The sequence below is a fragment of the Streptomyces sp. NPDC001348 genome, assembly GCF_053597535.1.
Genome location: NZ_JBSFIK010000015.1, coordinates 67,160 through 93,428, shown reverse-complemented (window position 1 = coordinate 93,428; position 26,269 = coordinate 67,160). Strand labels below are relative to the sequence as shown.

Annotated in this window: 25 protein-coding genes and 1 pseudogene; 17 read left to right on the top strand and 9 right to left on the bottom strand. The window is 72.5% G+C overall.

Annotation, left to right across the window (positions count from 1 at the left end):
- Nucleotides 1-11: 11 nt before the first annotated feature.
- The gene (locus ACWC21_RS18020) at nucleotides 12-416 is read right to left on the bottom strand and encodes a helix-turn-helix domain-containing protein (RefSeq protein ID WP_450882833.1); all 405 of its coding nucleotides are present in this window, start codon (nucleotides 414-416) and stop codon (nucleotides 12-14) included.
- Nucleotides 417-518: 102 nt separating this feature from the next.
- Here ACWC21_RS18020 and ACWC21_RS18015 point away from each other — a divergent pair, with 102 nt between their 5' ends.
- Genes ACWC21_RS18015 through ppk2 form a run of 3 tightly spaced genes read left to right on the top strand, consistent with a single transcriptional unit; the run spans nucleotide 519 to nucleotide 2,871 of the window.
- Nucleotides 519-1,673, top strand: a complete 1,155-nt coding sequence (locus tag ACWC21_RS18015; RefSeq protein WP_450882831.1) for an anion permease — start codon at nucleotides 519-521, stop codon at nucleotides 1,671-1,673.
- 24 nt (nucleotides 1,674-1,697) lie between these two features.
- On the top strand, nucleotides 1,698-1,931 hold the full coding sequence (locus ACWC21_RS18010) for a hypothetical protein (RefSeq protein ID WP_450882830.1): 234 nt from the start codon (nucleotides 1,698-1,700) through the stop codon (nucleotides 1,929-1,931).
- Between the two features lie 37 nt (nucleotides 1,932-1,968).
- Nucleotides 1,969-2,871: a polyphosphate kinase 2 gene (gene ppk2 / locus ACWC21_RS18005; RefSeq protein WP_450882829.1), complete on the top strand. Its 903-nt coding sequence runs from the start codon at nucleotides 1,969-1,971 to the stop codon at nucleotides 2,869-2,871.
- Nucleotides 2,872-2,951: 80 nt separating this feature from the next.
- Here the strand turns inward: ppk2 and sodN are convergent, their stop codons facing one another.
- The gene (sodN, locus tag ACWC21_RS18000; protein WP_450882827.1) at nucleotides 2,952-3,347 is read right to left on the bottom strand and encodes a superoxide dismutase, Ni; all 396 of its coding nucleotides are present in this window, start codon (nucleotides 3,345-3,347) and stop codon (nucleotides 2,952-2,954) included.
- Between the two features lie 145 nt (nucleotides 3,348-3,492).
- Here sodN and sodX point away from each other — a divergent pair, with 145 nt between their 5' ends.
- Nucleotides 3,493-3,927 carry a nickel-type superoxide dismutase maturation protease gene (sodX, locus tag ACWC21_RS17995; RefSeq protein WP_450882977.1) on the top strand — a complete coding sequence of 145 codons (435 nt, stop codon included), beginning with the start codon at nucleotides 3,493-3,495 and terminating at the stop codon, nucleotides 3,925-3,927.
- On the opposite strand, the gene ACWC21_RS17990 is transcribed toward sodX, so the two are convergent.
- A complete protein-coding gene (locus ACWC21_RS17990) occupies nucleotides 3,831-4,460 on the bottom strand; it encodes a CGNR zinc finger domain-containing protein (protein ID WP_450882825.1) in 630 nt (209 codons plus the stop codon). The two genes, sodX and ACWC21_RS17990, sit on opposite strands and share 97 nt — an antisense overlap.
- A 98-nt stretch (nucleotides 4,461-4,558) precedes the next feature.
- Here ACWC21_RS17990 and ACWC21_RS17985 point away from each other — a divergent pair, with 98 nt between their 5' ends.
- Nucleotides 4,559-5,317, top strand: a complete 759-nt coding sequence (locus ACWC21_RS17985; RefSeq protein WP_450882823.1) for a class I SAM-dependent methyltransferase — start codon at nucleotides 4,559-4,561, stop codon at nucleotides 5,315-5,317.
- A gap of 73 nt (nucleotides 5,318-5,390) precedes the next feature.
- Here ACWC21_RS17985 and ACWC21_RS17980 read toward each other — a convergent pair whose 3' ends face one another.
- From ACWC21_RS17980 to ACWC21_RS17970, 3 genes are read right to left on the bottom strand one after another with little or no spacing between them, the layout of a single operon-like run.
- Nucleotides 5,391-6,191 (bottom strand): amino acid ABC transporter ATP-binding protein, encoded by an 801-nt coding sequence (locus ACWC21_RS17980; RefSeq protein WP_450882821.1) that lies wholly within the window; start codon nucleotides 6,189-6,191, stop codon nucleotides 5,391-5,393.
- Nucleotides 6,188-7,117, bottom strand: a complete 930-nt coding sequence (locus ACWC21_RS17975) for an amino acid ABC transporter permease (protein ID WP_450882819.1) — start codon at nucleotides 7,115-7,117, stop codon at nucleotides 6,188-6,190. The genes ACWC21_RS17980 and ACWC21_RS17975 overlap by 4 nt, the downstream gene beginning before the upstream one ends.
- 30 nt (nucleotides 7,118-7,147) lie before the next feature.
- Nucleotides 7,148-8,110 (bottom strand): ABC transporter substrate-binding protein, encoded by a 963-nt coding sequence (locus ACWC21_RS17970; protein WP_450882817.1) that lies wholly within the window; start codon nucleotides 8,108-8,110, stop codon nucleotides 7,148-7,150.
- A gap of 504 nt (nucleotides 8,111-8,614) precedes the next feature.
- Here ACWC21_RS17970 and ACWC21_RS17965 point away from each other — a divergent pair.
- The 4 genes from ACWC21_RS17965 (at nucleotide 8,615) to ACWC21_RS17950 (ending at nucleotide 11,887) form a co-directional block, all read left to right on the top strand.
- Nucleotides 8,615-9,838, top strand: a complete 1,224-nt coding sequence (locus ACWC21_RS17965; RefSeq protein ID WP_450882815.1) for an NAD(P)-dependent malic enzyme — start codon at nucleotides 8,615-8,617, stop codon at nucleotides 9,836-9,838.
- Between the two features lie 201 nt (nucleotides 9,839-10,039).
- Nucleotides 10,040-11,005, top strand: coding sequence for a zinc-binding dehydrogenase (locus tag ACWC21_RS17960; RefSeq protein WP_450882813.1), 966 nt, complete (start codon nucleotides 10,040-10,042; stop codon nucleotides 11,003-11,005).
- 109 nt (nucleotides 11,006-11,114) lie between these two features.
- Nucleotides 11,115-11,324 (top strand): helix-turn-helix domain-containing protein, encoded by a 210-nt coding sequence (locus ACWC21_RS17955; RefSeq protein ID WP_018571396.1) that lies wholly within the window; start codon nucleotides 11,115-11,117, stop codon nucleotides 11,322-11,324.
- Nucleotides 11,324-11,887: a Clp protease N-terminal domain-containing protein gene (locus ACWC21_RS17950; protein WP_450882811.1), complete on the top strand. Its 564-nt coding sequence runs from the start codon at nucleotides 11,324-11,326 to the stop codon at nucleotides 11,885-11,887. The genes ACWC21_RS17955 and ACWC21_RS17950 overlap by 1 nt, the downstream gene beginning before the upstream one ends.
- 22 nt (nucleotides 11,888-11,909) lie before the next feature.
- Here the strand turns inward: ACWC21_RS17950 and ACWC21_RS17945 are convergent, their stop codons facing one another.
- The 3 genes from ACWC21_RS17945 to ACWC21_RS17935 form a co-directional block, all read right to left on the bottom strand.
- Nucleotides 11,910-12,953, bottom strand: coding sequence for a helix-turn-helix transcriptional regulator (locus ACWC21_RS17945; protein WP_450882809.1), 1,044 nt, complete (start codon nucleotides 12,951-12,953; stop codon nucleotides 11,910-11,912).
- A gap of 1 nt (nucleotide 12,954) precedes the next feature.
- Nucleotides 12,955-13,911: a DUF4097 family beta strand repeat-containing protein gene (locus ACWC21_RS17940; RefSeq protein ID WP_450882807.1), complete on the bottom strand. Its 957-nt coding sequence runs from the start codon at nucleotides 13,909-13,911 to the stop codon at nucleotides 12,955-12,957.
- Nucleotides 13,912-14,106: 195 nt separating this feature from the next.
- The gene (locus tag ACWC21_RS17935) at nucleotides 14,107-14,286 is read right to left on the bottom strand and encodes a DUF6104 family protein (protein WP_028420339.1); all 180 of its coding nucleotides are present in this window, start codon (nucleotides 14,284-14,286) and stop codon (nucleotides 14,107-14,109) included.
- Nucleotides 14,287-14,485: 199 nt separating this feature from the next.
- On the opposite strand from ACWC21_RS17935, the pseudogene ACWC21_RS17930 reads away from it, so the two are divergent.
- The 8 genes and pseudogenes from ACWC21_RS17930 to ACWC21_RS17895 all read left to right on the top strand — a co-directional run.
- Nucleotides 14,486-15,028 (top strand): annotated as a pseudogene (locus ACWC21_RS17930) (CU044_2847 family protein); the annotation flags it as partial.
- A gap of 659 nt (nucleotides 15,029-15,687) precedes the next feature.
- A complete protein-coding gene (locus ACWC21_RS17925) occupies nucleotides 15,688-17,787 on the top strand; it encodes a VMAP-C domain-containing protein (RefSeq protein WP_450882805.1) in 2,100 nt (699 codons plus the stop codon).
- Nucleotides 17,788-17,896: 109 nt separating this feature from the next.
- A complete protein-coding gene (locus ACWC21_RS17920; RefSeq protein WP_450882803.1) occupies nucleotides 17,897-18,916 on the top strand; it encodes an AAA family ATPase in 1,020 nt (339 codons plus the stop codon).
- 7 nt (nucleotides 18,917-18,923) lie between these two features.
- A complete protein-coding gene (locus ACWC21_RS17915) occupies nucleotides 18,924-22,313 on the top strand; it encodes an SAV_2336 N-terminal domain-related protein (RefSeq protein ID WP_450882801.1) in 3,390 nt (1,129 codons plus the stop codon).
- A 13-nt stretch (nucleotides 22,314-22,326) separates the two neighbouring features.
- Nucleotides 22,327-22,545, top strand: a complete 219-nt coding sequence (fxsA, locus tag ACWC21_RS17910) for an FxSxx-COOH cyclophane-containing RiPP peptide (protein WP_450882799.1) — start codon at nucleotides 22,327-22,329, stop codon at nucleotides 22,543-22,545.
- A 107-nt stretch (nucleotides 22,546-22,652) separates the two neighbouring features.
- The gene (locus ACWC21_RS17905; protein WP_450882797.1) at nucleotides 22,653-23,828 is read left to right on the top strand and encodes an FxsB family cyclophane-forming radical SAM/SPASM peptide maturase; all 1,176 of its coding nucleotides are present in this window, start codon (nucleotides 22,653-22,655) and stop codon (nucleotides 23,826-23,828) included.
- Nucleotides 23,825-25,273 carry an aKG-HExxH-type peptide beta-hydroxylase gene (locus ACWC21_RS17900; RefSeq protein ID WP_450882795.1) on the top strand — a complete coding sequence of 483 codons (1,449 nt, stop codon included), beginning with the start codon at nucleotides 23,825-23,827 and terminating at the stop codon, nucleotides 25,271-25,273. The genes ACWC21_RS17905 and ACWC21_RS17900 overlap by 4 nt, the downstream gene beginning before the upstream one ends.
- 156 nt (nucleotides 25,274-25,429) lie before the next feature.
- Nucleotides 25,430-26,269, top strand: an 840-nt coding sequence (locus ACWC21_RS17895) for a TIR domain-containing protein (protein WP_450882793.1), incomplete at its 3' end; no start/stop codon positions are given.

The following is a 26,269-nucleotide window of genomic DNA, read 5'->3' as shown; positions in this document are numbered from 1 at the left end:
CCAACCTAAGGTCAGTACGACCGATACGTCCTGGTCGGACGGGTGTACGCCCGTGCGACACACGGCGGGACATCGGCGATCTCCTCGTGCGAGCGGGCCCGGTAGGCGCTCGGCGACTCGCCCACCAGCTCCGTGAAGCGTGAGCTGAAGGAGCCGAGGGAGGTGCAGCCGACCGCGAAGCAGACCTCCGTGACCGTGAGGTCGCCCCGGCGCAGCAGGGTCTTGGCGCGTTCGACCCGGCGGGTCATGAGGTAGCTGTACGGGGTCTCGCCGTAGGCCTCGCGGAACAGCCGCTGGAAGTGGCCGGGCGACATCAGGGCGGTGCGGGCGAGGGCGGGCACGTCGAGGGGTTCGGCGTACTCGCGGTCCATGCGGTCGCGGGCCTTGCGCAGACGTACCAGGTCCTCACGGTTCACCACGTCAGCATCGCACGATCCTCACCGGTCGGGCGCCTGTACCTGGAGCGCGCTTTGCCTTGAGTTCGCCCGCCGTATGAAAGCCCTTGCTCCCATGGGGGCATGGACCACATCACGTTCCTCGTGGCGGTCGTCATCGTCACGGCGCTGGCCTTCGACTTCACCAACGGATTCCACGACACGGCGAACGCGATGGCCACGTCCATCGCCACCGGCGCGCTCAGCCCGAGAACCGCGGTGCTGGTGAGCGGTGCCCTCAACGTGGTCGGCGCGTTCCTGTCCACGGAGGTCGCCAAGACGATCTCCGGCGGAATCGTGGACGACACCCTGGTCAGTCCTGGGATGATCTTCGCGGGCCTGGTCGGGGCGATCCTGTGGAACCTCCTGACCTGGCTGGCGGGGCTGCCGTCGAGCTCCTCGCACGCGCTCTTCGGCGGTCTGACAGGTGCCGTCTGGGTCGGTGCGGGATCCCATGGAGTGCACTTCGACAAGGTGCTCGAGAAGGTGCTGATCCCGGCCGTGGCCTCACCGGTGGTGGCCGGCCTCGCGGCGCTGATCGCCACCTACCTCGCGTACAAGCTCACCCAGCGGGCCCGCAAGGACTCGGTCACCAAGGGCTTCCGGCTCGGGCAGATCGCCTCGGCCTCGCTGGTCTCGCTGGCGCACGGCACGAACGACGCGCAGAAGACCATGGGCGTCATCACGCTGACCCTGATCTCGGCGGGCGCGCTGGGCCATGACGCGGGACCGCCGGTGTGGGTGATCGGGTCGGCCGGGCTGGCCATCGGCCTGGGCACCTACATCGGCGGCTGGCGGATCATCCGCACGATGGGCAAGGGCCTCACCGAGATCCAGTCCCCGCAGGGGTTCGCCGCCGAGACGGCCTCCACGACCGTCATCCTCACCTCCGCGCACCTCGGCTTCGCCCTGTCCACCACCCAGGTCGCCTCGGGCAGCATCCTCGGCGCGGGCCTCGGCCGGCGTCTGGCGGAGGTCCGCTGGGGCGTCGCGGGCCGGATGGTGGTCGCCTGGCTGATCACGCTGCCCGCCGCCGCACTGGCCGGCGGGCTCGCCGCGACCGTCGTCACGCACGGCGGCGACATCGGCACGGTCGTCGTCGCACTGGTCGGCGCGGCCCTCGCCGCCGGCATCGTCGTCATCTCGCGCCGCAACCCGGTGCACGCCGGCAACGTCAACGACCACCACGAGGTCAACGTCCGCACCACGGCACCGGCCCACGTGGGCACGGCCGCCTGATCCAGGAGATCCAGGAGACCCGTCATGCATCTGGACTGGAACGCACTCGGCCAGGTCACCGCGGTGAGCATCGGCGTCACCGTCGCGGTGGTCGCCGTGTTCACCCTCGGCGTCCTCGGCCTCGCCCGCTTCGAGGGCGCCCGCGAGGAGGGCGCGGGCGCGCCCGCCGTCGGCATGGTCCAGGCCGGCCTGTGCTTCCTCGCCTGCGCGGCCGTGGTGGCGTACGGCATCTATCTGATCGTGCCGCAGTTCCACTGATCCCCTGGGACACCGATCCACTGAGACGGGAGCAAGGATGGCCACGATCCCCCTGCTGACCGAGTCGGCCGACCTGCAGGTCGACTACACCGATCCCGACGACCCGGTGCTCATCCGCCCCGACGGCAGTCCGATCGACACCTGGCGGGAGAACTACCCGTACGCGCACCGCATGGAGCGCAAGGAGTACGACTGGCACAAGCGGCTCCAGCAGATCGAGTTGCTGAAGCTGCAGAGCTGGATCAAGGAGACCGGGCGGCGGCTGGTCGTCGTCTTCGAGGGACGGGACGCGGCCGGCAAGGGCGGCACCATCAAACGCTTCACGGAGCACCTCAACCCGCGCGGCGCCCGGGTGGTGGCGCTGGAGAAGCCGACCGAGCGCGAGCGCGGCCAGTGGTACTTCCAGCGGTACGTGGAGCACCTGCCGACCGAGGGCGAGATCGTGATGTTCGACCGCTCCTGGTACAACCGGGCGGGGGTCGAGCGGGTCATGGGCTTCTGCACGGACGACGAGTACCGGCGCTTCATGCGCCAGGCCCCCCTGTTCGAGCGGATGCTCGTGGACGACGGCGTCGACCTGGTCAAGTTCTGGTTCTCCGTCTCGCAGAGCGAGCAGCGCACCCGATTCACCATCCGTCAGGTCGACCCCGTACGGCAGTGGAAGCTCAGCCCCATGGACCTGGCCTCGCTGGACCGCTGGGACGACTACACCGCCGCCAAGGTCGCCATGTTCCGCGAGACGGACACCGAGCACGCGCCCTGGACCGTGGTGAAGAGCAACGACAAGAAGCGCGCCCGCGTCGAGGCCATGCGCAGCGTCCTCGCCCGCTTCGACTACACCGACAAGGACGAGGAGGTCGTCGGGCGCCCCGATCCCCGCATCGTGGGCGCCGCGGCGGGCCTGCTGGAGGCCGGGGAGGACGACGACGGCGACCGCTGAGCACGCCGAAGGGGCCCGACGGGAGATCGTCCCGGCCGGGCCCCTTCTCGAGGCTTCGTGACTGCGGAGCTTCGCGGTCGTCAGGCCTTCTTGGTCTCCCAGAAGATCTTGTCGATCTGGGCGATGTAGTCCAGTGCCTTCTGGCCCGACGCCGGGTCGGTGGAGCCCTTGGCGGCCGAGAGGGCCTTCAGGGTGTCGTTGACCAGCTGGTGCAGCTCCGGGTACTTCTCGAAGTGCGGGGGCTTGAAGTAGTCGCTCCAGAGCACGGAGACGTGGTGCTTGGCGAGCTCCGCGCGCTGCTCCTTGATGACGGTGGCACGCGCCTGGAAGTGCGGGTCGTCGTTGGCGGCCATCTTCTCCTGGATGGCCTTCACCGACTCCGCCTCGATGCGGGCCTGGGCCGGGTCGTACACACCGCAGGGCAGGTCGCAGTGCGCGCTGACCTTGACCTTGGGGGCAAACAGGCGGGAAAGCATGGAGCATTCCTTCCTCGTGATCGTCTTCTCAGGTGGGACATTACTCCCTGAGGGACCGGTTTTCGCGAGTGCCCCCTTGGGCTTAGGACAAAAGTCCGGGGCGAGACTGGGACTGGTGGATGAACGGACCGGGGAGGTGCCGGGGATGCCGGAGCTGTCGCAGGAGACCGAGCGGGGGAGGGGCGCCACGCCCTTCGGGCTGGCCGAGGTGACCGGACCGTCCATGGTGCCCACGCTGTACCAGGGGGATCAGCTGGTGGTCCGGTACGCGGCCCGGATCAGGCCGGGGAACGTGGTCGTCCTGCGCCATCCCTTCCAGCAGGACCTGCTCGTGGTCAAGCGCGCGGTGGAGCTGCGCGAGGGCGGCTGGTGGGTGCTCGGGGACAACGCGTACGCGGGGGGCGACAGCACGGACTACGGGGCCGTGCCGGAGGATCTGATCCTCGGGAGGGTCCTGCTGCGGTTCCGGCCGCTGAGGGCCGATCAGCGCTCGCCGCTCGCGCTGGTGCGCTGGGCGCTGTCGGCGGCGAGGCCGGTCCTCTCCGACCGGTCGGCCTCCAGGCGTTTGCGGGCGCGGTAGGCGGCCACGTTGGCGCGGGTCGCGCAGCGGTCCGAGCAGTAGCGCCGCGAGCGGTTGGTGGAGGTGTCCAGGTAGGCGTTGCGGCAGGGGGCCGCCTCGCACAGGCCGAGGCGGTCGACGCCGTACTCGGTCAGGTGGAAGGCCAGACCCATCGCGGCCGTCGCCGCGTAGCCCGCGGTGACGTTCGAGGGGTGTTCGGCCAGGTGCATGTGCCACAGCGGGCGGCCGTCCTCGTCGCGGTGGTCGTGCCCGGAGATCTGCGGGCTCACCGGGAACTCCAGGAGCAGGGAGTTCAACAGGTCGACGGCCAGGGTCTCGTCCCCGGTGTCGGCCGCCTCGAAGACCGCGCGCAGCCGGGCACGGACCGAGCGGAAGCGCGTGACATCCGCGTCGGTGGCCCGGCGGGCCGCCGAGGAGTTGGCGCCGAACAGGTCACGGACCGCCTCGACCGAGGTCAGGGTGTCCTTGCCCCGGACCGGCTCCTCGCTGTTGACGAGGCGCACGGCGTAATCCGAGTAATAGGCCAGTTCCACTTGTAGTCCTTACGGGGGCGCTCTATGGTGTGGACACGGTCGGGTAACAGACGGTCGTGCTTCCAGGGTATTACTCGGGCGAGGGAAGGCGGGGTTTCATGACCACCAGTACCGGCACCGACTGGACGGCCTGGCAGGAGAGCTGGGACCGCCAGCAGGAGTGGTACATGCCGGACCGCGAAGAACGCTTCCGCATCATGCTGGACATGGTGGAGGCGCTCGTCGGCACCACGCCGCGGGTCCTCGACCTCGCCTGCGGCACCGGCAGCATCACCGCCCGGCTGCTCGCCCGGTTCCCGGGCGCCACCGGTGTCGGCGTCGACCTCGACCCCGCCCTCCTCGCCATCGCGGAGGGGACCTTCGCCGGCGACGAGCGGGTCACCCTCGTCACGGCCGACCTCAAGGACCCCGGCTGGCCGGCGAAGCTGCCGTACGACTCCTACGACGCCGTCCTGACCGCGACGGCCCTGCACTGGCTGCACAGCGAACCTCTCGCGGCCCTCTACGGTCAGGTCGCCGGACTCGTCCGCGACGGCGGTGTGTTCATGAACGCGGACCACATGATCGACGACACGACGCCCCGGATCAACGCCGCCGAGCGCGCCCAGCGCCACGCCCGCATGGATCAGGCCAAGGCCGCCGGAGCGCTGGACTGGTCCGCATGGTGGCAGCTGGCCGCCCAGGACCCCGCCCTGGCCGGGCCCACGGCCCGTCGCTTCGAGATCTACGGCGAGCACGCCGACGGCGACATGCCGCCCGCCGCATGGCACGCGCGTGTGCTGCGGGAGAAGGGCTTCGGCGAGGCGCGGCCGGTGTGGTGCTCACCGTCGGACACGCTGCTGCTGGCGCTGAAGTGACCTGACATCACGAGGGGCGGTACGGACAACCCCCGTACCGCCCCTCGCTCAGTGCGTCGTCACAGCGCCGTCGTCACAGCACCTTGGACAGGAACGACTTCGTCCGCTCGTGCTGCGGGTTCGTCAGGACCTCGCGCGGGTGGCCGGACTCGACCACCACGCCGTCGTCCATGAACACCAGCGAGTCCCCGACCTCCCGGGCGAAGCCCATCTCGTGCGTGACGACGATCATCGTCATGCCGTCCTCGGCGAGGTCCCGCATCACGTCGAGGACCTCGCCGACCAGCTCCGGGTCCAGGGCCGAGGTCGGCTCGTCGAAGAGCATCAGCTTCGGCTGCATCGCCAGCGCCCGGGCGATGGCGACGCGCTGCTGCTGACCGCCGGAGAGCTGCGCCGGGTAGTGACCCCTGCGGTCCCCCAGGCCCACCCGGTCGAGGAGACGCTCCGCGCGCTCCCGGGCGACCGCCTTCGACTCGCGCTTGACCTGGACCGGCGCCTCCATGACGTTCTCCAGCGCCGTCATGTGCGGGAAGAGGTTGAAGCGCTGGAACACCATGCCGATGTCCCGCCGCTGCGCCGCGACCTCCGCCTCCTTCAGCTCGTAGAGCCTGTCGCCCTTCTGCCGGTAGCCGACCAGGTCGCCGTCGACGTACAGCCGGCCGGCGCTGATCTTCTCCAGGTGGTTGATGCACCGCAGGAAGGTGGACTTTCCGGAGCCGGACGGCCCGATCAGGCAGAACACCTCCCGCGGATTCACCTCCAGGTCGATGCCCTTGAGGATGTGCGCCGGCCCGAAGGACTTGTGCACGCCCTCGGCCCTGACCATCGGCGCGCCGCTGCTCGGCGGCGTGATGTCCTTGCTGAGACCGGTCATCGGGCCACCTCCGGGCGGCGGAACGAACCGAACATGCGGAGGTTCTTCTTCAGGCGCTGGAACGGGGTCGGCGGCAGGTTGCGCGTCGAACCGCGGGCGTAACGGCGTTCGATGTAGTACTGGACGATGCTGAAGATCGTCGTGAGGAACAGGTACCAGATGCAGGCGACGAAGTACATCTCGACGACCGCCAGCGAGGCGCTGGAGACGTCCTGGGCCTTCTTGATCAGCTCGGGGAGCTGGACCGAGTAGGCCAGCGACGAGGTCTTCAGCATGTTGATGAACTCGTTGCCCGTCGGCGGGATGATGACCCGCATGGCCTGCGGGAGGATCACCCGGCGCAGCGTCTGGCCCTGGGTCATGCCCAGCGCGTGGGACGCCTCCGTCTGCCCCTCGTCGACCGACTGGATGCCGGCGCGGACGATCTCCGACATGTACGCGGCCTCGTTCAGGCCGAGACCCAGCAGGGCCGTGAGGACCGGCGTCATCACCTGGTTCATCTCGTCCTTGTAGAACCCCAGGTTCAGGATGGGGAAGACGAGCGAGATGTTGTACCAGAGCAGCAGCTGGACCAGGACCGGGGTGCCGCGGAAGAACCAGATGTAGAACCAGGACACGGTGCTGGTGACCGGGTTCGACGACAGCCGCATCACGGCGAGGACCACGCCGAGGACGATGCCGAGCACCATGGCCAGCACGGAGATGTACAGCGTGGTCCAGGCGCCGGACACGATGCCCGGATCGAAGAGGTAGTCGGGGATGACGCTGTAGTTGATCTTCGCGTTGGAGAACGCGACCACGATCAGCGCCACGATGGCGACGACCACGACGGCGGACACCCAGCGGCCGTAGTGCCGCACCGGAATGGCCTTGATCTGCTCCGGCGGCAGCGACGGCGCCGGAACCTTGTCGACGATGTCAGTCACAGGGACAGCCCTTCAGTCTTGCGGAGCTGCTCAGGAGCCGCCGTTGATCTTCGACTCGGTGACGGCGCCCTGCGTGACGTTCCACTTCGTCAGGATCTTCCCGTACTCGCCGTTCTTGATGATCGCGGCCATGGCGGCCTGGAGGGCGTCCCGCAGCTGGGTGTTGTCCTTGCTGACCGCGATGCCGTACGGACCCGCCTCGATCTGGTCGCCGACGACCTCGAAGTCCTTGCCGCCGCCGGAGGTCTTCGCGTTGTAGGCCGCCACCGGGAAGTCGTTCAGGTCGGCGACGGACGCGCCCTGCTTCAGACGGAGCAGCGCCTCGGGGTCGGTGTCGAAGGTCTGCAGGTCGATGGCCTTCTTGCCGTCCTTGGTGCACTTCTTGTTCTGCGCCTTGGCGATGCCCTCGGACGTGGTGCCCTTCTGCAGGGCGACGACCTTGCCGCACAGGTCGTCGAGCGACTTGACGCCCTTGGGGTTGCCCTTCTGGACCAGGATCGAGGTGCCGGCGGTGAAGTAGTCGACGAAGTCGACGCCGTTGCCGACCTTGTGGCCGTTGTCGGAGTCGATGCCGTTCTGGCGGTCCTTGGTGTCGTTCATCGCCGACATGAGCACCTGGAAGCGCTTGGCCTGGAGGCCCACGATCAGGTTGTCGAACTTGCCGTTGTCGAACTCGAACCTCACACCCAGCTGCTTGCCGAGGGCGTCCGCGATGTCGGGGTCGATGCCGACGGCCTTGCCGCCCTGCATGAACTCGACCGGCGGGTACGCGATGTCGGAGCCCACCTTGATGACGCCCGCCTTGCGGATGTCCGCGGGGAGCTTGCCGGCGAGGGGCGCCGTGGAGGAGCCGGAGCTGGAGTTGTCCGAACCGCTCTTGTCGGTGTGGTCACCGCAGCCGGTGAGCAGCAGCGCGCCCGCGACCGCGATCGCACCGACCGCGGCCAGGCGGGATCGCGCGGCGGTAGTACGAGGGGTGGAGCTTGCGGTCATTGTGGGTTCCTCCGGCGGATGGGTGGAGATGCCGATGGGTCGACGAGAACACACGGCTTCGGGTGTCGCGACCTCGTGGGTTTACCGCATCTTGCCATTCGGACTACGCCGTTCAGGTGACTGTCTTTGTCAAAATCGGATAACAGGTGAACCCCAAACCACACCAGGTCCACTCATTTTCGCCACCTTCCGGCCATGTATCTGCGGAAATCAAGCCATCTGGCCGGAAAATCTCCTGCGTATCTCATGATGTGGCCGTTGTTTGAGTCTTCGTCGAGCTCACGTCGAGAGCACAGGTGTGACCTTGGACCTAATGGACTCGTCGTCTGTGGTGTCCGTCCGGTATGAAGGTTCTTTACACCCCTCATCCGGGGCTCAGGGCGCGTGTGCGGCGCGCCCGTCGCGCAGGCCCGTACGTATCGGTGAATCGGGCCGCGCGGTCCCGCCCACCCCTCACCAGGAGTGGCAACCCTCAACCATTGAATACTTAAGGGGTAAAACGAAGTGGCAGCGGAGATCGTCAATCCTCGCAGCGACGGTAAAACGGACCAGGACGGCGGGGCCGAGCCCCTCGATTCCTTCGATCCGGCGTTCGCGCTGCACCGCGGCGGCAAGATGGCCGTGCAGGCCACCGTGCCGATCCGTGACAAGGACGACCTGTCCCTCGCGTACACACCCGGCGTCGCGCGTGTGTGCACCGCGATCGCGGAACAGCCCGAGCTGGTCGACGACTACACATGGAAGTCCTCCGTGGTCGCCGTCGTGACCGACGGTACGGCCGTCCTCGGACTCGGGGACATCGGCCCCCAGGCCTCCCTCCCGGTGATGGAGGGCAAGGCCATCCTCTTCAAGCAGTTCGGCGGCGTGGACGCGGTGCCGATCGCGCTCGACTGCACGGGCGTCGACGAGATCGTCGAGACCGTGGTCCGGCTCGCCCCGTCCTTCGGCGGGGTGAACCTCGAGGACATCTCGGCGCCGCGGTGCTTCGAGATCGAGCGGCAGCTGCAGGAGCGCCTGGACATCCCGGTCTTCCATGACGACCAGCACGGCACGGCCGTGGTGACGCTGGCGGCGCTGCGGAACGCGGCGCGGCTGAGCGGGCGGTCGCTCGGCGACCTGCGGGCGGTCATCTCGGGCGCCGGTGCGGCCGGGGTCGCCATCGCCAAGATGCTGGTCGAGGCGGGCGTCGGGGACGTCGCGGTCGCCGACCGCAAGGGCGTGGTGTCCGCCGACCGCGGGGACCTCACCCCCGTCAAGCGCGAGCTGGCCGGCTTCACCAACAAGGCGGGCATCACCGGGTCGCTGGAGGACGCGCTGGCCGGTGCCGACGTCTTCATCGGCGTCTCCGGCGGCACGGTCGCGGAGGAGGCCGTGGCTTCCATGGCCGAGGGCGCCTTCGTGTTCGCGATGGCCAACCCGAACCCGGAGGTGCACCCCGAGGTCGCGCACAAGTACGCGGCTGTGGTCGCCACCGGGCGGTCGGACTTCCCGAACCAGATCAACAACGTGCTGGCCTTCCCGGGGATCTTCGCGGGAGCGCTGCAGGTGCGGGCCTCGCGGATCACCGAGGGGATGAAGATCGCGGCGGCGGAGGCGCTCGCCGCCGTCGTCGGCGACGACCTCGCCGCCGACTACGTGATCCCCTCGCCGTTCGACGAGCGGGTCGCCCCGGCGGTGACCGCGGCGGTCGCGGCTGCCGCGCGAGCCGAGGGCGTTGCCCGCCGCTGAGCATGAACGGCCCCGCCCGTCGGGGCGGGGCCGTTCCTCGCCCACGTCGCCCACCCGCACGTCCGGGTGGCGGAGGGGTGGCCGCCTTCCTGGCGGCTGCGGCGCCCCGGCCGGCCCCCGCTTGGGCCGAACTGGCAAGAGGGCATGTGTCACAGGGGGCTGTGGTTCCACCGGTCCCGCCGGGAACCTATCGTCGAGCCCATGTTCGCTGCCTACGCCGCCCGAATCGACCGCGACCAGCCGCTCAACGGCCTTGAGCTGGGGGAGCGTCCGGCCCCCGAGGCCCGCCCCGGCTGGAGCACCGTCGATGTCAGGGCCGCCTCCCTCAACCACCACGACCTCTGGTCCCTGCGCGGTGTCGGCCTCGCGGAGGACAAGCTGCCGATGATCCTCGGCTGTGACGCCGCCGGGGTCGACGAGGACGGCAACGAAGTCGTCCTGCACTCCGTCATCGGGCAGACGGGCCACGGCGTCGGCCCGGACGAACCCCGCTCCATTCTCACCGAGCGTTACCAGGGCACCTTCGCCGAGCGGGTCGCCGTACCCACCTGGAACGTCCTGCCCAAGCCCAGGGAGCTCTCCTTCGCCGAGGCCGCCTGTCTGCCGACCGCCTGGCTGACGGCGTACCGGATGCTCTTCACCAACGCCGGGGTGCGGCCCGGTGACTCGGTCCTGGTCCAGGGCGCCGGCGGCGGTGTCGCCACGGCCGCCATCGTGCTCGGCAAGGCCGCCGGTCTGCGGGTCTTCGCCACCAGCCGGGACGAGGCCAAGCGGAAGCGGGCCCTGGAGCTCGGTGCCGTGGAGGCGCTGGAGTCGGGGGCGCGGCTGCCGCAGCGGGTGGACGCCGTGATCGAGACCGTCGGTGCGGCCACCTGGTCCCACTCGGTGAAGTCCCTGCGGCCCGGGGGCACGCTCGTCATCTCCGGTGCCACCAGCGGCGACCGTCCCTCGCATGCGGAGCTGACCCGCATCTTCTTCCTGGAGCTGAAGGTCGTCGGTTCCACGATGGGCACCAAGGACGAGCTGGAGGACCTGCTCTCCTTCTGTGCCGCCACCGGTGTGCGTCCCGTCATCGACGAGGTGCTCCCGCTGGACCGTGCCCGCGAGGGCTTCGAGCGGCTGGAGTCCGGCGACCAGTTCGGGAAGATCGTCCTCACCAACGCCTGATCCGCACAGTCGCACGGCTGTCCGACGGTCGGTCCGGGATTCCGGGCCGGCCGTCGCCCTTTGTCAACCAGGGTTGACTGGAGGGTGAGTGTCAACCTAAGTTGACTTCATGACCGAAGCAACGGATCTCGCCGAGCGTGCGGGTGACCGCGATCCACGGGTCGGGCTGCGGGCCGTCGCCGCCCTGCGGAGGCTGCTGGAGCAGCTGGAGGCGGTGCAGGTGCGCAGTGCGCGCAATCAGGGCTGGTCGTGGCAGGAGATCGCCGCGGAACTCGGCGTCAGCAGGCAGGCCGTGCACAAGAAGTACGGGAGGCAGTGATGTTCGAACGGTTGACGAACGACGCGCGTGAAGTGGTCCGGGGAGCGGTCGAACACTGCGAACGCGCGGGCTCGCGGACCGTCGACGCCGAGCACCTGCTGCTCGCCCTGCTCGACCGCGAAGCGAGCCGGGGATCGTTCGCGCTGGCCGCGCTCGGGCTGGGCGAACGCAAGGAGTCGGTGCGGCGGGCGCTGGGGAAGGCGCGCCGGCGTGCCGGTCTGTCCCGGGCGGAGACGGATGCTCTTGCCGGGCTCGGGATCGACGTCTCGGGGATCGTCGCCCGGGTCGAGGAGGTGCACGGCGTGGGTGCCATGTCGGGTGACCGGCAGGACAAGGCCTGGTGGTCGGGCCGCCGCGGCTTCAGCCGGGGAGCCAAGGACGTCCTCGAAGGAGCTCTGCGCACGGCTGTGAGCCGCCGCGACCGCCACGTCGGCGACGAGCACCTCCTCCTCGCCCTCACCGCCCGCCCGGGCGTGCCCGCCGAGGTCCTCGCCGATCACGGTGTGACCTTCGAGTCGCTGACGCTGGTGCTGTACGGCGACGGTGAGGCGAAGGCCGGCTGACGTCCCCTGCCCCGTGGGGCGCTCAGACCTTGGGGCTTCGCAGTATGACGCCGATGTGCGCCGCTGCCGTCGACAGGTGCCGTCGGGCGTCGCGGAGCTGTTCGTCCGTGACTCCGTGGTCGCGGGCCGCGTCCCGGATGTCGTCGCGGAACCGGTCGAGCAGGCGGTCCAGGTCGCGGGCTGGGTCGCCGGTCGGGTCCTCATGGGCCCAGGTCGGTTCGTAGCCGGCGGGGAAGTCCTCCGGGGTGTCGGAGTACTCCGGGGCGGGGGCGGACTTGGCGGTCCGGGCTCCCGGCTCGGAGCGTCCGAACCCGAAGTCGTTGCCGAAGTCCCTGCCGAACTCCTTGGCGAGTTCGGCAAGGCCTTCCCTGACCCCCGTCGGCCAGTCGCCCCGCGCGAAGTGGTCCTGGACGTGCTCCTGGACGCGGCGGGCGACGCGCTGCATCTCCTCCTGTGCCTGGGCCCGCGCCCGTGACTGGGCCTCCTGGGCCTGGCGCCGGGCACGCTGGGCCTCCTCGCGGGCCCGGCGGCTCTCGTCCTTGGCGCGACGGGCCTGCTCCTTCCATTCCTGCTTGACCCGGCGCATCTCGTCGGTGGCGAGTCGCCAGGCCTCCTTCTCGCCCGGCTCGCCGTGCTCCCCGAAGGGGCCGCGACTCCCGGAGTCCGTCTTGCCGCCGCGCCGCGCCTCGGAGGCGGCCGCCCGCATCTCGCGCCGCAGGTCGCCCGCCGCGCCGCGCACGTCGGCCCTTATCTCGGCGGCGAGCTCGGCGACCGACTCGCGGATCTCCAGCTCCAGGTCGGCCAGCTCGGCACTGCGGTCGGCGAGTTCGGCGCGGCCGGCGTCCGTGATGGCGTACACCTTGCGGCCGCCCTCGGTGGTGTGGGTGACCAGCCCCTCGGCCTCCAGCTTGGCCAGCCGGGGGTAGACGGTGCCCGCCGAGGGTGCGTACAGCCCCTGGAAGCGTTCCTCGAGGAGGCGGATCACCTCGTAGCCGTGGCGCGGGGCCTCGTCGAGCAGTTTCAGCAGGTAGAGGCGGAGACGGCCGTGGGCGAAGACGGGGGGCATGTCAGAGCACCTTCTTGTCGGTCGTGCCGTCGGCCGGGGCGCTGCCTGCGTCGTCGCCCGGGCCGGAAGCGGAATTGTCCCCCGAGTCCGCACGCGGTCCGGTCGGCGGGGCCGCCGGTGCGGTGTCCCACGGAGCGTCCTCGCCCTCGTCCTCCCTGGGCGGGCGGCGCAGCAGGGCGATCGAGCCGGAGACCGTGGTGGCCCTGAGCTTGCCGGTGCCCGCGCCCAGGCGACCGGTGACCTTGTGTGCGCCCCACGGGCCGTGCACCCTCAGGCCGTCGAAGGCATTGGAGATCACGCCACTCGCGGTGTTGGCCTCGACCTCGGCGTCGGCGGGATGCGGGAGCCGGATGGCGATCTCACCGGAGACACTGGTGAGCTTGACCTCGGTCGGCCCGTCCGGATCGAGGTCGACGATCATCGAGCCGCTGACCGAGTCGGCCCGCACGGAGGAGCCCGAGGCCTCGACGACGGTCAGGTCCCCGGAGACGGAGTTGAACCGCAGGTCGCCCGTGACGGCCTGGGCCTCGAGGTTGCCGGACACCGTTTCCGCGCGCACCGGGCCGGAGAGGGCGACGAGCGTGGTGTCGCCGGTGACCCCCTTGATCAGGGAGGGTCCCCGGATTCCGGATACGACGGCCCCGGCGCCTATCACGCCCACCTCCACCCGGGTGTCCGCCGGGACCGCGAGGGAGACGACCGCGCTGCGGCGCCAGCCCTTGCGGTCCAGCCACTTGAGGAAGCCCTTCCAGGGCAGGTCCTCGTAGGCCACCGTCAACGTCCCGCCCTGCTGGGTGACCACGAGAGGTGGTCCTTCGATGTCGGTGACCTCGAGGCGGGCTGAACCCTCGTCCGTGCCCACGACGTTCACCGTTCCGTTGACGATGCGTACGTGCAGGTCGCTCACTGGGGTGTCGAAGGTGAGCTTCGCGGGCTCGGCTACGGACCACTCGGGCATGGGAGCCCTCCTCGGGCAGGGTGCGACACGCCATATCGCGTCTTCCGTCATTCACGATATATCGTGGCGGCGCGAAGTCAAGACACTCGTTCGTGGGCATGACGGAAGCTGGGCCGCCTCCTCGGCGACCCAGTGGTGGTGGGAAGGGTGCCCCGGGACGTGGGGGCGTGGCGTCGGTGCGGACCGGGTCCGCGACTACTCGTCGTCCTCGTCGTCCAGGCGGGCGAGCCACGTCGCCAGTCGTTCCACCGGGACCTCGAAGTCGGGGTTCAGGTCGACGAACGTGCGGAGCTGTTCGGCGAGCCACTCGAAGGTGATCTCTTCCTCGCCGCGCCGCTTCTCCAGTTCTTCGATGCCTCGGTCGGTGAAGTACATGGGGATGGTGCTCCGTGGTGTCAGTGCAGGGGTAGGGCCGCCCCCGTGTGGGAAGAACCCTCTCCCTCGGGAAGAAGAGGTGCCGGCTTCCCGTCCGGGAAGCCACGACAGGACAGGAAAAGGATAGGCGCAGGGAGCGCCGGGTGTGCCGGCCCGCCCGGCGGGCGGGGCGATGCCACGGGGAACGGGGGAGCCTGGGATGGGGCGGGAAGCGACACGGGTGGCGCGGATCGGGTTGCCGGACGGCACGCCGGTCTGGGCCCGGATATCGGGGGCCGACGAACTGGCCGTGCCGTCGGGGGAGCTGGAGTACGCGGACACGGGGTTCGCCGAGCGGGTGGAGGCGAGCGTGGAGAGCCTCCACTCGCTCGTCACCGGTGTCGCGCGCTCGCTGGCCGGTCCGCTGCGGGCGGTGCGGCCGGACGAGGTGAGCGTCGAGTTCGGGATCGAGCTGACCGCGAAGGCCGGGAAGGTCGTGGGACTGCTCGCGGACGGCGAGGCCAAGGCCGGCATCACGGTGACCCTGACCTGGAACGGCGGCGGCCCACCCGACCCCACGGACCCCACCCCGGACCCACCCCCGCCTCCCGCCTCGACCTCCCCCCCCGGCTCGCCCCGGCCCCCCGGCCCGGAACCGGCTCCGACACCGACTCCTGGCCCGGGTCGGGCTGCGGGCGGTGGCACGGCTCCGGCTTCCGGTCCAGGTCCGGCCCCGGGCGGCGGCCGGGCCTCGGGCGGTGGCCCGGCCGCGGTTGCCAGTCCCGCCGCGGCTTCCAGCCCTGGCAGCGCTGCGGGCGGTGGTGCGGCTCCGGTCTCCCGGCCGGGCCCGGCTTCGGGCGGTGGCCTGGCCGCCTCCTACAGTCCTGCCCCGGTCACCTCACCGGCCCCGGTCCCGTCGCCCGCTCCGGTCGCAGGGCCCGCTCCGGCCCCGGCCCCGCCTTCAGCTCCGGCCCCCGCTCCCGCCCCAGGGCCCGCTCCGGCCCTGGCCCCGCCTTCAGCTCCGGCCCCCGCTCCGGCCCTGGCCCCGCCTTCCGCCCCGGACCGGCTGCCCGCTCCCGCCGCAGCACCCGCCCCGGCCCCGTCGCCCGCTCCCGCCTCAGCCCCCGCATCCGCTCCGACGACAAAACTCCCCGCCGCCCCGAGTACTTCCCAGCCCCAACCACCCTCCGCCCCACCGGTCCCATCGGCCCCACCGGTCACGGTCCCGCCAGCCCCACCAGCCCCACCAGCCCCACCAGCCCCACCGGCCGCATCGGCCCCACCCACCCCAATAACCCCACAAGCCCCAAGCACCACAACCGCCCCCTCCCCACCAGAAGCCCACGACACCCCCCGCGCGGGCGCGTCGCCCGGCGTGCTGGTGCACGGGGGCGCCCGGCGGGCCGGTGGCGGGGGGCGGGTATGACGGACGGGCACGGCGGGGGCGCACCGTACGGCGTCCATGCCGCCCACCATGCGCTGCGTGAACTCGTCCTGGCGGCCACCGTGCGCATTCATCGCACAGGTGTCGGGTATGCCCTGGACGAACCCGGCACCTTTCTCGGCAGCGGCTTCTTCATCGCCCCGAACTGGGTTCTGACCTGCGCACACGTGGTGAACGGCGGGGAGGGGGACGAAGTGGCGGTGGTCTACCAGACCGGCCCCGGCCAGGGCCCCTCCGTCGTCCCCGGCCAGGTGGCGGCCACCCTCCCGGAACACGTCGAACGCGCACTGCCCGGCAACTGGCCGGCCCCGGACCTGGCCCTCGTCCGGCTCCGCGAACCCGTCGGGCACGACTGCGTGTACGTGTCCGAGCGGCCCGCCGCGCACTACGGCGAGGGCCGCGTGTTCTACGCGGGCTGGACGGTGACCGGGGGCCAGCTGCAGATCCTGGACGGGTTCCTCTCGGTACAGGGCACCATCGGCGGCTGGTCGGCGGGGGTGCAGATGCGGATCGGGCAGAACGACCTGCCGCCGGGTGTCTCCGGCGGCCCCGTGATCGACCCGGTGCGCGGCGAGGTCATCGGCGTGCTCAAGTCGCGCGCGGCCAACGGGACGGGCGGCACCTCCACGGGGATCGAGCGGCTGCGGACGTTGCAGGCGCCACCGGACGGCGTGCGGACCGAGCACGACGACGTCTACCAGGCGGTCTTCCACGCCCACGACCGCTACCACCGCGACCGGCAGCAGCCCTCGGACTCCCGTCGTCCCACCTGGGCCGACCTGCAGGGGGAGCTCGGGGCCCGCCCCGGCCGCTCGCTCGGCCCCGAAGAGCGCGGCGAACTGCTCGGCCGGCTCGCCGACCTGCCCCCGCCGGTCACCACCCGCAGCCTGCTCGACATCCTCGACTCGCTGCCGAACTTCCAGCTCCCCACCCTGGTTCCGGCTCCCCGAGGCTGGCGGGACGGTCTGGGCGTGCTGTACGAGTCCGCCCGGCACGACGGCGCGCTGAAGCTCGTACTCGACTACGCGATGCAGGTCATGGCGGCGGAACGCCCGGCCACCCCCAGCCTGCTGGAGGCCGAACAGGCCTTGTGGGAGTGGGTGAAACAGACGTCGACGGGCCTCGACAGCGGTTACCGCCACGGCCTGGCCCGGCGGCGTGCCGAATGGCTGGGGCTGCGTCGCGGCACCGGGTCGCCGCCGTGGCCGGCCGGGGAGCGGCCCGCCCGGTCCGGGCTGTCCGTGCTGCTCGAGGTGCTGCCCAGAGGCTGGGAGCCGGATCGCTGCGACTGGTCGGTCTCCGTGGCCGGACCGGACGGCGACGTGACCCGTCTGCACGAGGACGAGCGCACCCTGCTGGAGGAGCTCCCGGATCGGGTCGCGGCCCCGCTCGCCGAGGCCTTCCGCCGCTGCGACGAGCCGGGGCGACCCGTGGCCCTGCACGCGGCGCTGCCGCACCCGCTGCTCGGGCTGGCCGTGGACGAGTGGCGGCTGCGGCCGGACGGCCTCCCGCTGGGCGCCGAGCGGCCCGTCGTCGTGCGCTGCTGCGACCGCGACCAGCTCCCCGGTGACGGCGAGCCCGGGATGCCCGGCACGCAGGGGAGCGGCGCCGGGGAGGAGGAGACGGAACGCCGGGACCGCTGGCGCCGGCTGCACGCCCGGGACGCCCAGACCGAGGTGCTGGACTGCGACGACGGGGTGCGCGAGCCGGTGCCGGCCGTGGCGGGGCTGCGCGGCCTGCCACCCCGGACCGTCCCGGTGCTGTGCCGCTACGGCGACCGGCGCTACGAGGACGACGCCGCCGCGCTCGGCCGCATCCTGCACGCCGGCTTCTCGGTGGTCGTGTGGCGCCGCTGGCGCAGTCAGCCGGACGCCGTGTGCGGGGAGTTCCACCGGGGCGTCAGACACGTCGTCGACGACGGTCACGGCGCGGCGTTCCTGCCCGACCTGGTGCACGGGCTGCGGGTGAAGCGGTACGCGGGGCTCACCGAGGCCTACTGGGCCGATGGGATAGCGCTTCTGTACGACGATCCGCATCAGCCCCTGCCCGGAACCGGAGATCTCCTGGAGGCCCCCTGATGCAACGTGCCCGAGCGTCCTTCGGCCTCTTACCAGCTTTCCTGCGGGTCGATACCGTGATGCACGTTCGACGGCTGCCGTGGCGGACGAGTGACGACGAGGACCGGACATGACGGAACCCAGTGAGTGGCTCATCTACCGAGGCGCCGGAGAACCCCACGACGGTATGAGCCGGCTGCCTCCGCCGCCGCCCTGGCGGGACTTCGCCGGACGGGACACCGGGAGCGGCGACGGCTCCCGGGAGCGCAGGCTGGGCGCGCACCGGCACCTGGCGGAGCTGCACCGGCCCGGCGCCGAGGAGCTGGAAATGATCAACGCGGCGCTCTACCTGCGCCGCCCGCTGCTCGTCACCGGCAGTCCCGGCGCGGGCAAGAGCACACTGGCCCACTCGGTGGCGTACGAACTGGGGCTGGGCGACGTACTGCGCTGGTCCATCGTCAGCCGCTCCGCGCTCCAGGACGGCCTGTACCACTACGACGCCATCGCCCGGCTCCAGGACGTCCAGATCGCCGCGCAGGGTGGCTTCGGCGCGGCGGCGGGCAGCCCCGGATCGGTGGAGGCCATCGGCAGTTACATCCGCCTCGGCCCGCTCGGCACCGCTCTGCTGCCCTCCGACACACCGCGCGTGCTGCTCATCGACGAACTCGACAAGAGCGACATAGACCTGCCCAACGACCTGCTGAACGTGCTGGAGGAGGGCGAGTTCGAGATTCCGGAGCTGCAGCGCCTGGCCGACCGGCTGCCGGACGGCGAGGCCGAGGTGCTCACCGCCGACGGCACCAAGGTCCGGGTCCGGGACGGCCGGGTGCGCTGCCGAGCCTTCCCGTTCGTGGTACTGACCAGCAACGGGGAGCGGGACTTCCCCGCCCCGCTGCTGCGCCGCTGCATCCACCTGGAGCTGGGCCGCCCGGACCACAACCGGCTCGCCACGTTCGTGCGCGCCCACCTCGGCGACGAGGCGGCCCGTACGGGCGACGACCTGATCACCCGGTTCCTGGAGCGCTCGCGCAGCGAACTCCTCGCCGCCGACCAGCTGTTGAACGCCATCTACCTCACCGACGCGGCCGCCCCGCCCAGCCGTGACCGACTCGCCGACCTGCTCATCCAGCGACTCGACCGTCCGAGGTGAGCCGCTGATGCCCGACGCCGAGGCACGCCACGGCCCCGCCGACCCGGGCCGGGCCCCGCAGGGCCGGGACCCCGAAGGCACGGGTGACACGGGGGATCCGATCGCCGAACTCGTCGCACGGCTGCGGCTGGTCGGCCTCGACCCGGACGTCGAGGGGCTCAGCGACGCCCTGTGGCTGGCCCGCTGGGCGCGGCCGACGCGGGTGCCGGAACCGGACGGACCGCGGCGGGGCGGCGGCGGAGGGGCCGTCGATGGTCACCGGGAGAGCCCGCCCTCCGCGGGGCCGGCCACGTCGGCCCGGGAGGACTCGCGGCCGGAGACGCCCGCGGCGCCGTCGTACGGCATCAGGACCGACGGAAGCGTGCCCCTGTACCCGCCGACGCCGGGCGGGGCGGGACGCGGGCGCGCGCCGGGCCGCGCCTCGGCGCTGCCGGTCGGGGTACCGGTGGCCTCCGCACTGCCCGCACCGCTCGAACTCCAGCGCGCCCTGCGGCCGTTGCAGGGCTACCGGAGCGCCGCGCCGCCCCTGCGCAGGGAGCTGGACGAGACCGCCACCGCCGAACTGAGCGCCCGCGCACGGGGCTTGGTGATACCGGTGCACCGGGCCGTCACCCGCGGCGACACCCGGCTGCAGCTGGTGCTGGACGTCTCGCCGTCCATGCGGGTGTGGGACCGCATGTTCGCCGAACTCGAGCAGGTCTTCGCCCGGTTGGGCGCGTTCGGGGACGTCCGGGTCAGCCATCTGCACGAGGGTCCGGACGGCGACCCGCTGGTCAGCCGCAGCCCCGACGCGCACACGGCACCGCTGCACGCGGCGGACCGGCTCAGCGACCCCACGGGCCGGCGGATCACCCTGCTGGTGAGCGACTGCGCGGGCCCGCTGTGGCGCAGCGGCCGCGCCCACCGGCTGCTGCACCACCTGGCCCGGCAGGCCCCGGCCGCCGTACTCCAGCCGCTTCCGCAGCGCCTGTGGAACCGCACCCGGCTGCCGGTGACGTACGGCGAACTCACCCGCGGCGAGACGCCGGGCGGCGCCGCGCTGCGGGTGCGGGGCCCGGCCGGCGTTCCGGTGGAGCCGCGGGGCGGCGGCCTGCCCGTCCCCGTGCTGCCCCCCGAACCGGTGGCCCTCGGGGCGTGGGCCCGGCTGCTGTCCGGGGCCGGTGCCGCTCCGGTCGCCGGCGCCGTCGGCTGGGTACGCGCGGACCAGCCGCCCGCGCCGGCCGCGGGCCCCGCCGGGGAGCGCTCCTGGGCGCAGCGACTCGGCCGCTTCCGCGCCACCGCCTCCCCGGCCGCCGGCCGGCTCGCCGGCTGCCTGGCGGCCGCCCCGCTCTGCCTGCCGGTGATGCAGCTCGTCCAGCGCACGATGCTCCCCGACTCGGGCCCGTCCGAGCTGGCCGAGGTGCTGCTCAGCGGACTCCTCACCCGCGCGGGCGAGAGCTACGGGGACGCCGGCGCCCAGTGGTACGAGATGCAGCCCGACGTCCGGGAGGCCCTGCTGTCGACCCTCGGCCGGGACGAGGCGGTCCTCGTCCTCAAGCACTGCTCGGAGTACATCGAGCAGCGCTACGGCAAGGGCGGCCCCAACTTCCCCGCGCTGGCCCTGGCCCAGCTCGGCGACGCCGCCGCCGGACGCCCGTACGCGCCCGGCGGCCCCTACCCCGGGGTCCCCGGCGCCGCCGGCGACCCCGGTGACAGCACGCTCATACCGCAGCCGTTCGCGGAGGTCGCCGCGCGCGTGCTGGAGCGGTTCATGCCGCTGCCGGAACAGTTCGCGGCCTACGGCGGCCGTCCGCCGTCCGGTCCGGCCGGCCGCCCCTCGGCCCACCGGGCGGTCACCCGGTCCCGTTCGCTGCTCGCGCGGTTCGCGGACGAGGGCATGGTGCAGGACGTCATCGACGCCGTACAGCTGCTGCGCGGCGCCACCGAGCACGAACGGCCGGCCGGCTCCGATCCCGAACTGTGGGCGGAGTACGCGCACGCCACGCTGCGGCTGTGGGAGGTGCAGGGCGGGCCGGAGCTGCTGCGCGAGGCGGAGCAGGCCGCGGAGCGGGCCGTCGCGCATCCGCACGCGCTGCGCGAACGGGCGGTCCTCGCCGGTGTGCTGCACGCGGCCGCGGTCGACCGCAGACGGCACGGGGACCACCGCGGCGCACTGGACCTGCTGCGCCGCGCCGACCGCGAGTACGCGGTGGCCTGCGCGGCCCCCGACCTGACGCAGGACGAGGCCCTGAAGCTCACCCTGGAACGCGTCGGCGCCCTGGAGGCGCAGTGGCGCCTGGGACACGACAGCGCGCTGCTGCAGGGCGCGGTGGGCATGCTGGAGGCGTTCGCCGACGCCTGGCCGGACCGCCGCCGGCGCCCGCCCGAACTGCCGCTCGCCCACGGGCGCATCCTGCTCCGCCTGGCCGACGCCACGGCCGATCCCGAGCAGGCCCGCGCCCACGCCGAGCAGGCCGCCCGGTCGCTGCGGGACGCGCTGGACACCGCCGCCGAGGCCGGCACCGAACAGCCGCCGCGCGAGGGCGTGCGCATCCGGCTCGACCTGGTCGACGCGCTGCTGGCCTCGGGCGGCCCCCTGGACGAGGCGCGCGACCGGATCGAGGAGGGGCTCCGGCTGACCCGCGAACGGGCGCTGCGGTCGGCGCTGCTGGTGCGCTCGGGACGGGTCGGCGTGGCACGGCACGGCGAGTCGGGCGACCCACGAGAACTACGGCTGGCCGCCGACCTGTTCGAGCAGGCCGCCCGGGGCATACCGCGCGACGAGCCCGCCCACGCGGAGGTCCTCGCCGAGTGGGGGGAGACGCTGCTGCGGCTGGCCGCCCCGGAAACCGGCGGCCGGGCGTCCGGCCCGCTGTCCCAGGCGATCCGGGTGCTGCGCGAGTGCCGCACCGAGACACCGCCCGGCGACCCCCGGCTGGCGCACCGGCTGCTGTCGCTGGGCAAGGCGCTCATGGCCCGCTACGGCACCCGGGGCGACCCGGTCGACCTGCGCGAGGCGGAGCACCTGTTCGAGCTGGCGGCGGCCGAGGCGGACGACGCGCTGTCGGCCGCGCGCTGCCTGCTGGAACTCGGCAGGGCCCGGTTCGAGACGTACCGCAGCCTCGGCCGGGCCACCCGGCTGGACCCGGCGGTGGACGCGTTCCGGGACGCGGCCCAGGCCGCGGGGGACGCGGAGGAGACGGCCGAGACCGAGCGGCAGCGGCTCGCGGCCGTGGAGTTGCACGCTCAGGCACACCACTGGCGGGGTAGGACCTATGAGGCGGCCGCCCGCCCGCGCGCGGCCCGCGAGGCCTACCGGTCGGCGCGGGCGGAGTGGCAGCGGATGCCGCGGGACGGCGTGGGCACGGGCGAGCCCACCGTCGAGGAGACGCTGCGCAGGCTGGCCGAGCTGGAGTGAGATGGGGGAGACCATGAGCGTGGAGCCCACGGAGCAGGTGCCGGAGCAGATGCCGGAGCAGGTGCCGGCACCCGAGGCGGCGGGGGACGGGCCCCTGCCGGACGTGCTGGCGATGAACCTGGCCGAGCTGAGGACGGTCCGGCATCCCGTGCTGCGCGAGGTGCTGGCGGACCTGCGGGAGCGGGCCGCCCAGCCGGGCGAGATGCTGTGGGGCTTCAACAGCTCCTTCTGACACAGGGCGGGATCCGGTCAAATCCCTTCGCCCACAGGCACGTTCAGTTTGCCCGTGGCCCGTTCGGGAATGCGGCCCGTGGACGGCCGAAGGCATGGGGGTGGCGAGTGTCGTACGGCGTTGCTCCCGCTGCCCCGTTCCCCTTCCGGCAGTTCATCGTGAAGACGCACGGCCGCTGCAACCTCGCGTGCCGTTACTGCTACCTTTACGAGGGACCGGACCGGACCTGGCGCGACCGTCCACGGACCGCGTCCCCCGCCGTGCTGGACCGCACGGCGACCCGTATCGCCGAGCACGCGAGCACCCACGGCCTGACCGCGTTCTCCCTCGTCCTGCACGGCGGTGAACCCCTCCTGGCCGGCGCCGGCACCCTGGCCCGCTTCACCGCGGCGGTCCGTGACCGCGTCCCGTCCGGGACCTCCGTCCACCCGGTCGTCCAGACCAACGCCACCCTCCTCACCGAGCGGCGCCTCACCGTCCTGGCCGCCGCCGGCATCCGTGTCGGCATCAGCCTCGACGGCGGCCTGCCCGGCCACAACGCCCATCGGGTCGACCACGCGGGCCGCCCGTCCTGGCCCGCCGCGTCCCGCGGGGCACGTCTGCTCGCCGACCACTTCGCCGGCTCCTACGCGGGCATCCTCACCGTCGTCGACCCGACGCTCGACCCGGTCGAGACCTACGACTCGCTGCTCTCCTTGCGTCCCCCGGCCCTCGACCTGCTGCTGCCGCACGGCAACTGGTCCGCCCCGCCGGCACACCTCGGCGAGGAACGCCACGGCCGGTGGCTGTGCGCCGTCTTCGACCGCTGGTGGGAGACGGGACGACGGGAGACCAGGGTCCGCCTCTTCGAGGCGTGCATAGCCCTGCTGCTCGGCATGCCCGCCGCGACCGAGTCCCTCGGCCTCGCGCCGTTCGAGTCGGTCGTCGTCGAGACGGACGGATCGCTCGAACAGGTCGACTCCCTGAAGTCCTGCTACGAGGGCGCCGCCGAGACCGGCCTCGACGTCTTCCGGCACAGCCTCGACGAGGTGCTGCGCCACCCGGCGGTCGCGGCCCGGCAGACCGGCGAGGACGCGCTCGGCGCCGGGTGCCGCGCCTGCCCGCTGCTCCGGGTGTGCGGCGGCGGCCAGTACGCCCACCGCTACCGGGCCGGACACGGCTTCGCCAACCCCTCCGTCTACTGCGCGGACCTCCAGCGTTTCATCCGGCACGTGGCGCGACGGCTCACCGAGGAAACGGCAGGCGTACCGGCCGCCGCCTCGGCCGAAGGAGGCCCCCCGTGATACTTCCGCCGCCGCCCGCCCACGCCCTCACCGAACTGGGCCGCACCGGGGGCAGCCGCGACACCCTCGCCCTCCTGGCACGCGACCAGGACACCCGGCGGCTCCTCCTCCTGCGCGCCGTCCACGACGGGGCGGCGGACTCGCCGGTCTGCTCCCCGGACGCGCGGCAGCGGCTGCGGGAGGCCTGGACGCTGCTGGAGGAGACGGAGGCCACCACGGCGGGCCCCGGCGAACGGGCCGGGACGGACGCCGGCACGGTCGTGCGCACCGGCCTCCTGCAACCGTTGCTCGGCCCCTGGGGGCAGCGCGCCCTGCGCCTGCTGCGCGCCACCGACGGCGCCCGCCCGGAGACCCGGCGGGACCTGGCCGCCGACCTGGACCACTTCGGCACCGTGGCCGCGGCGCTCGCCGCCCGCGCCGGCATCCCCTTCGCCGTACGCCTCACCGCGCACGCCGGGACGCTCGTCCTGCCCTCCGTCGGAGCGCTGCGCACGGACCGGCCGGAGCCGACGCCGGTCGACGCCGTCCACCGAAGCGGCCGGCTCACCCTGCGCCTTCCGGACGCCACCACCGTCGTCCACCTGGAGGACGGCGTCGGCGCCTGGTCCGGCTCCCGCGCCTGGACCTCGGCGTACGCGCTGCCCGGCCTGCTCCCCGAGGGCGCCCTGGTCCCGCTGGACGACCTGGACCCGTACCGCACCGTGCACGGCGGCGGACCGCACTACTACGGTCTGAGCGGCCCCGTCGCCCTCGACGACAGCGAACGCAAACGCTGGCTGCAGGCCTGGTCGGGCACCGCGACGGCGCTGCGGCTCGGCGGTGAGGGGCGGCTCACCGAGGCGGCGGTCCTGCTGCGCTGCCTGGTGCCGCTCGCCGTGCCGGGAGACTCGGCCGGGGGCCGCGCCCACGGCTCGTGCAGCGCCACCCGGCGGGAGGCCTTCGGCGCCGTCCTCAGCAGCACCCCACCGGACGCCACGGCCTTCGCCGCCACCCTGGTGCACGAACTGCAGCACGCCAAACTGGCCGTCCTCAGCGACATGGTGATCCTGCATCACTCGGACGGCCGAGCCCGGTACTTCGCGCCCTGGCGGCCCGAGCCCCGCCCGTACGACGGCCTGCTACAGGGCGCCTACGCCCATCTCGCGCTCGCGGACTACTACCAGCGCCGCGCTCTCGGCGAGGCGGACCCCGCGGACCGCGACACCGCCTGGGGCCAGTTCGCGCGGTACCACGAACAGGTGGCGGCGGCGCTCCCGGCGCTCGTCGGATCGGACGATCTCACCGCGCCGGGGCGGCAGTTCGTCGAGGCCATGGTCGACACCCACCAGCGCATGGGTGACATCACCGTTCCCAGGGACCACGCCGTCCGGGCCCGCGAGTACGTCCGGGCCGCCCGCCGGCTGTGGACACAGCGCCACGCGGCCGATGGGCGCCGCTTCGCGTGAGTGAGGCGCCGGTCCACGCGCACGGCGTCGCGTCCGGAGGTGAAGATCGCCGCGCCGGTGGGAAAGGATGCGATCCACGAGCATCGGCGCAGGCGCGGTCACGAGCCTTCCCGGGGCCGTGCCCAGCTTCTAAAATCGCGAGCGGGAGGCCGCTGCATGTCTGGAACTCGTAGGCCGGTCGGGTCAGCCGGGAGGGGGACCGCGAAGCAGACCGTCACGATCAGCTTCGCCGGGTTCAACCGGGCCTGGGCGGCCTGGATCGGGGACCGTCTGGAGCGGCGCGGCCTGCGGGTGGTGTACCTGCGCTGGGACGCGCCGCCCGAAGTCCCGCTGCCGGAGCTGCTGCGCGACCTGAGCCTGGCCGAGGGCCGCATCCTCATCCTGATCAGCGAGTGGTACTTCAAACTCGGCCCGCGCAGCTTCGAGGAGTGGAACGAGGCGCTGCGCGAGGTCGTGGCGCCGGACCCCGCACGCTTCGCGGCCGTCTCGCTGACCACCGCCTCGATCCCCACCGCCACCGCCGTCCTCGCCCCCGTCGACCTCGTCAACACCGGCCCGGACGAAGCCGAACGACGGGTCGTCGAACGGCTCGACCTGGCGTACGAACCGCTGCCGGAGAGCGCCGAGAGCCGGCGCGGACCGCGCTTCCCGTCGGCCATGCCGGAGGTGTGGGGCGGCGTCCCCCGCCGCAACACCCGCTTCACCGGCCGCGAGCCACTGCTGAACGAGGCGTACCACCTGCTGAACAGCAGCGAGTCCGGTGCCGGCGTGCTCACCTTCCACGGCATGTCCGGGGTGGGCAAGACCCAGCTCGCCGCCGAGTACGTCTACCGGTTCAGCTCCGAGTACGACGTCGTGTGGTGGATCAACGCCGAGAAACGCGTGACCTACCGCCGTCTGCTCGCCGAACTCGCCCCGAAACTCGGCCTGTCGACCGGCGCCGAGTACGGCGAGCGGCTGCGCGCCGTACGTGACGCGCTGCGCCGGGGCGAGCCA